Raw genomic sequence first — 5,326 nt, 5'->3', positions numbered from 1 at the left:
GTTGGGTGGCTGGGTTTTGCTTAACCACCCCCCGGCCCCCCCCCCCCCCCCCGGGGGGGGGGGGGGGGGCCGCCCCCTTCGCGGTACGGCGGGTCAGCGCTCGCCGAGCTCCACGTAGTCGCGGATCGCGGTACCGGTGTAGATCTGACGCGGACGGCCGATGCGGCTGGTCGGGTCGTTGATCATCTCGTGCCAGTGGGCGATCCAGCCGGGCAGCCGGCCGAGCGCGAACAGCACGGTGAACATGCTGGTCGGGAAGCCCATCGCGCGGTAGATCAGGCCCGTGTAGAAGTCGACGTTCGGGTAGAGCTTGCGCGAGACGAAGAAGTCGTCGCTGAGCGCGTGCTCCTCCAGCTTCAGCGCGATGTCGAGCAGTTCGTCGCTCTTGCCGAGCTGGCCGAGCACCTCGTGCGCCAGGATCTTGACCTGCGCGGCGCGCGGGTCGAAGGCCTTGTACACGCGGTGGCCGAAGCCCATCAGCTTGACGCCGTCCTCGCGGTTCTTCACCTTGCGGATGAAGGCGTCGACGTCGCCGCCGTCCTTCTGGATCTGCTCCAGCATCTCCAGGACGGCCTGGTTGGCGCCGCCGTGCAGCGGGCCCCAGAGCGCCGAGATACCGGCCGAGATCGAGGCGAACAGGTTGGCGTGGCTGGAGCCGACCAGGCGCACGGTGGAGGTCGAGCAGTTCTGCTCGTGGTCGGCGTGCAGGATGAGCAGCTTGTCGAGGGCGTTGACGACGACCGGGTTGATCTCGAAGTCCTCGGCGGGGACGGCGAACGTCATCCGCAGGAAGTTCTCGACGTAGCTCAGGTCGTTGCGCGGGTAGACGAAGGGCTGGCCCATCGCCTTCTTGTACGCGTAGGCGGCGATCGTCGGCAGCTTGGCCAGCAGGCGGACGGTCGACAGGTGGCGCTGGGCCGCGTCGAACGGGTTGTGGCTCTCGGGGTAGAACGTGGCCAGGCCGCCGACCACCGAGGACAGCATCGCCATCGGGTGGGCGTCCCGCGGGAAGCCCTGGTAGAAGCGCTTGACGTCCTCGTGCAGCAGCGTGTGCTGGGTGATCTCGGTGTTGAAGGCCGTCAGCTCCTCGGCCTTCGGCAGCTCACCGTTGATCAGCAGGTACGCGGTCTCGATGAAGTTGCCGCGCTCGGCGAGCTGCTCGATCGGGTAGCCGCGGTAGCGCAGGATGCCGTTGTCGCCGTCCACGAAGGTGATCGCGGACTTGTAGGCGGCGGTGTTGCCGAAGCCGTTGTCCAGGGTGACCAGGCCGGTCTGCGGGAGCAGCTTCGAGATGTCGAAGCCGGCGTTGCCCGCAGTGCTCTCGACGACGGGGTACTCGTACTCGCCGTCCTGGTACCGCAGTACTACCGAGTTGTCGCTCACGTCTTCCTCACCGACGAAATGAATCCTCATCCGACTGCCCTGACTGTCTCTACGATCCCCCATCCGGAGGACAGCCGCGCACCCGGGGTGGGCCGAAAAGGGGCCCGCCATACAAAACCTGTCGCCGATGCCGGTGTGAACCGGACAAGATCGGCACCAGACCAGGTTCCGCCCTAAATCTCTTCACGTCAAGACAACCCCGGACCGTACCCCACCCCCGGTCGATCATCCAATCGAGAGCCGGTGATCGAGCGCGGAGTGCCTCCGACCTGCGCTGACGGCCCGCACCGCCTGGGCGATCGCCCTGCGTGACCCCACCAGCACAACCAGCTTCTTCGCCCTCGTCACAGCGGTGTAGAGCAGGTTCCGCTGGAGCATCGTCCAGGCCGAGGTAGTGACCGGAATCACCACCGCCGGATACTCGCTGCCCTGCGACCGATGGATCGTCACCGCGTAGGCGTGCGCCAGCTCGTCCAGCTCGTCGAAGTCGTACGGCACCTCCTCGTCCTCGTCGGTGCGCACGGTCAGCCGCTGGTCCTCCGTGCTCAGCGCGGTCACCACCCCGACCGTCCCGTTGAAGACGCCGTTCTGCCCCTTCTCGTAGTTGTTCCGGATCTGCGTCACCTTGTCGCCGACCCGGAACGTCCGCCCGCCGAACCGCCGCTCCGCCAGCCCCTCCCGGGCCGGCGTGACCGCCGCCTGCAGCAGGGTGTTCAGGTTGCCCGCACCGGCCGGCCCGCGGTGCATCGGCGCCAGCACCTGCACGTCCCGGCGGGCGTCCAGCCCGAACCGCTGCGGGATCCGCCGCGCCACCACGTCCACCGTCAGCCCCGCCGCCCGCTCCGCGTCCTCCTCCGCGAACAGGAAGAAGTCCGGCAGGCCGTCCGTCACGGGCGGCAGCCCCTCGTTGATCCGGTGCGCGTTGGTCACCACGCCGGACTGCTGCGCCTGCCGGAAGATCCTGGTCAGCCGCACCGACGGGATCGGACTGCCGGGGGCCAGCATGTCCCGCAGCACCTCGCCCGCCCCCACCGACGGCAGCTGGTCCACGTCCCCGACGAACAGCAGGTGAGCCCCCGGCGCCACCGCCTTGACCAGCTTGTTCGCCAGGATCAGGTCCAGCATGGACGCCTCGTCCACCACCACCAGGTCCGCCTCCAGCGGCCGATCCCGGTCGTACGCGGCCTCGCCGCCGGGCCGCAGCTCCAGCAGCCGGTGCACGGTCGAGGCCTCGGCCCCGGTCAGCTCCGCCAGCCGCTTGGCCGCCCGCCCGGTCGGCGCCGCCAGCACCACCTTGGCCCGCTTCGCCTGCGCCAGCGCCACGATCGACTTCACCGTGAAGGACTTGCCGCAGCCCGGGCCGCCGGTCAGCACCGCGACCTTGCGGGTCAGCGCGAGCCGCACCGACTCCCGCTGCTCCGGCGCCAGTTCGGCGCCCGTCCGGCGGGCCAGCCAGCCCAGCGCGGCCTCCCAGTCCACGTCCGCGAAGCCCGGCATCCGGTCGCCCTCGGCGTTCAGCAGCCGCAGCAGCTGGTTCGACAGCGAGATCTCCGCCCGGTGGAACGGCACCAGGTAGACCGCCGTGACCGGCTCGCCCGCCTCGCCCGGCACCGCCTCCCTGACGACCCCCTCCTCCGCCACCAGCTCCGCCAGGCAGTCGATCACCAGGCCCACGTCGACCTGGAGCAACTTCACCCCGTCGGCGATCAGCCGCTCCTCCGGCAGGTAGCAGTGCCCCTGGTCGCTGCTCTGCGACAGCGCGTACTGCAGCCCCGCCTTCACCCGCTCCGGGCTGTCGTGCGGGATGCCCACCGCCTGCGCGATCCGGTCCGCCGTCAGGAAGCCGATGCCCCACACGTCCGAGGCCAGCCGGTACGGCTCGTTCTTCACCACGCCGATCGAGGAGTCGCCGTACTTCTTGAAGATGCGGACCGCGAGCGAGGTCGACACCCCGACGCCCTGGAGGAAGACCATGACCTCCTTGATGGACTTCTGCTCCTCCCAGGCCGCCGCGATCATCTTCGTCCGCTTCGGGCCGAGGCCGGGCACCTCGATCAGCCGCTTCGGCTCGTTCTCGATGACCTCCAGCGTCTCGACGCCGAACGCCTCGACGATCCGCTCCGCGAACCGCGGCCCGATCCCCTTGATCAGCCCCGACCCCAGGTACCGCTGGATGCCCTGCACCGTGGCCGGCAGCACCGTCGTGTAGTTCTCCACCATGAACTGGCGCCCGTACTGCGGGTGCGAGCCCCACCGGCCGAACATCCGCAGCGACTCCCCCGGCTGCGCCCCCAGCAGGGCGCCGACCACCGTCAGCAGGTCGTTCCCGCCGCGCCCGGTGTCCACCCGGGCGACCGTGTAGCCGGTCTCCTCGTTGGCGTAGGTGATCCGCTCCAGCACCCCCTCGACCTGGGCGAGCTGCCGCGGTGCGGCCTGCTCCTGCTTCGTCGTCACGGGCCCCTCCCGGTAGCGGCGGCACGCGGTGCTGTGACCGCCCGCCACGCACGGTACCTCCCGCCGCGGACACCCGGGAGCCACTCCCGGCGGCCCCGGGTTGTGGGGGCCCGTAGGCGGGCCGACGATGCGCTCAGGGGGCAGCGGCCCCGGCGGCCCGGCCGCCGGGCCACCGAAGGAGCAGCCGTGCCGCGTACCGACCACCCCCGGGGCACCCCGGCCGGGCTCGACCACACGGGCCCCGACCCGGAGTCCGCCGCGCGCTTCTACGCCGCCCTGCTCGGCTGGCCGCACCCCCCGGCCGGGGTGACCCTGCACCGCGCCCCCGGGCCCGCTCCCGCCGGCGCGGCAGGCTGGACGGTCGCCTTCACCACCCCCGACGCCCACGCCACCGCACGGTCCGTCCACGGCGCCGGAGGCACCGTCCGCACCTGCGGGCCGGACGCGCGCGGCCGGCCCACCGCGCTCTGCACCGACCCGGCCGGCGCGCTCTTCACCGTCCGCCAGAGCGGCGCCCCGTTCCGGCTCGCCTGGACCGAACTGCACACCCCGGACCCGGCCGCCGCCCGCCGGTTCTACCGCGCCGTCTTCGCCTGGCAGCAGTACGACCTGCGGGCCGAACGCGAGGGCTGCACCGTGCTGCGGCCGGCCGGCGGGACCCCGGAGGACGGCCACGGCGCCATCGTCCAACTGCCCGCCGCCGAGGCCGCCGCCGGCGTCCGCCCGCACTGGCTGCCGTACTTCGAGGTCCTGGACGCCGAGGCCGCCGCCGACCGCGCCGTCCGGCTCGGCGGCGCGGTCCGACAGCCGGCACGCCCGGTCCCCGGACTCGGCCTGCTCGCCCGGCTCACCGACCCCTGCGGAGCCGCCTTCGCGGTCATCGCGGCCGACCGGCGCACGCCCTGACGGACCGCCCGCGGAGCGGACCGGCCGGCCATCGGTCCGGGAACGGCCGGGCATAGGGTCGGCACCGTGCCCGACTTCGAGATCCGCCGCGCCACCGCCGCCGACCTGCCCGCGATCGTCGCCATGCTCGCCGACGACCCGCTCGGCGCGGCCCGCGAGTCCCCGGAGGACCTCACCCCCTACCGCGACGCCTTCGCCCGCATCGACGGCGACCCGCACCAGCACCTGGTGGTCGCGGAACAGCGCGGACGGGTCGTCGGCACCCTCCAACTCACCGTCATCCCGGGCCTGTCCAGGCGGGGCACCACCCGGACGATCATCGAGGCCGTCCGCGTCCACGCCGACGCCCGGGGCAGCGGCCTCGGCTCCGCGCTGATCACCTGGGCGGTCGAGCGCTCCCGGACCCTCGGTGCGGGACTCGTCCAGCTCACCACCGACGCCACCCGCACCGACGCCCACCGCTTCTACGAGCGGCTCGGGTTCACCCCGTCGCACGTCGGATTCAAGCTGCCGCTGACGTAGCCGCCCGATCGGGTCCGGGCGACAGGCCCCGGAAATGCGAGAAGCCCCCCCCGGGTGACCC

At 72.2% G+C, this 5,326-nt stretch carries 4 protein-coding genes; 2 read left to right on the top strand and 2 right to left on the bottom strand.

Annotated features, from left to right (window positions below; all coding sequences use genetic code 11):
• Nucleotides 1-93 precede the first annotated feature (93 nt).
• Nucleotides 94-1,383 carry a citrate synthase gene (locus ACFV0G_RS34570; protein WP_380556520.1) on the bottom strand — a complete coding sequence of 430 codons (1,290 nt, stop codon included), beginning with the start codon at nucleotides 1,381-1,383 and terminating at the stop codon, nucleotides 94-96.
• 225 nt (nucleotides 1,384-1,608) lie between these two features.
• A complete protein-coding gene (locus ACFV0G_RS34565; protein WP_380556518.1) occupies nucleotides 1,609-3,837 on the bottom strand; it encodes an ATP-dependent RecD-like DNA helicase in 2,229 nt (742 codons plus the stop codon).
• 186 nt (nucleotides 3,838-4,023) lie between these two features.
• On the opposite strand from ACFV0G_RS34565, the gene ACFV0G_RS34560 reads away from it, so the two are divergent.
• Complete coding sequence (locus ACFV0G_RS34560; protein ID WP_380556516.1) at nucleotides 4,024-4,743, top strand: VOC family protein; 720 nt, start codon at nucleotides 4,024-4,026, stop codon at nucleotides 4,741-4,743.
• Nucleotides 4,744-4,809: 66 nt separating this feature from the next.
• Nucleotides 4,810-5,265: a GNAT family N-acetyltransferase gene (locus ACFV0G_RS34555; RefSeq protein WP_380556514.1), complete on the top strand. Its 456-nt coding sequence runs from the start codon at nucleotides 4,810-4,812 to the stop codon at nucleotides 5,263-5,265.
• The last annotated feature ends 61 nt before the right edge of the window (nucleotides 5,266-5,326 follow it).

The organism is Kitasatospora sp. NPDC059571 (assembly GCF_042735675.1).
Classification (GTDB): domain Bacteria; phylum Actinomycetota; class Actinomycetes; order Streptomycetales; family Streptomycetaceae; genus Kitasatospora.
Note: the sequence above shows the minus strand (reverse complement) of the source record. Positions and strands in the feature narration are given on the sequence as shown.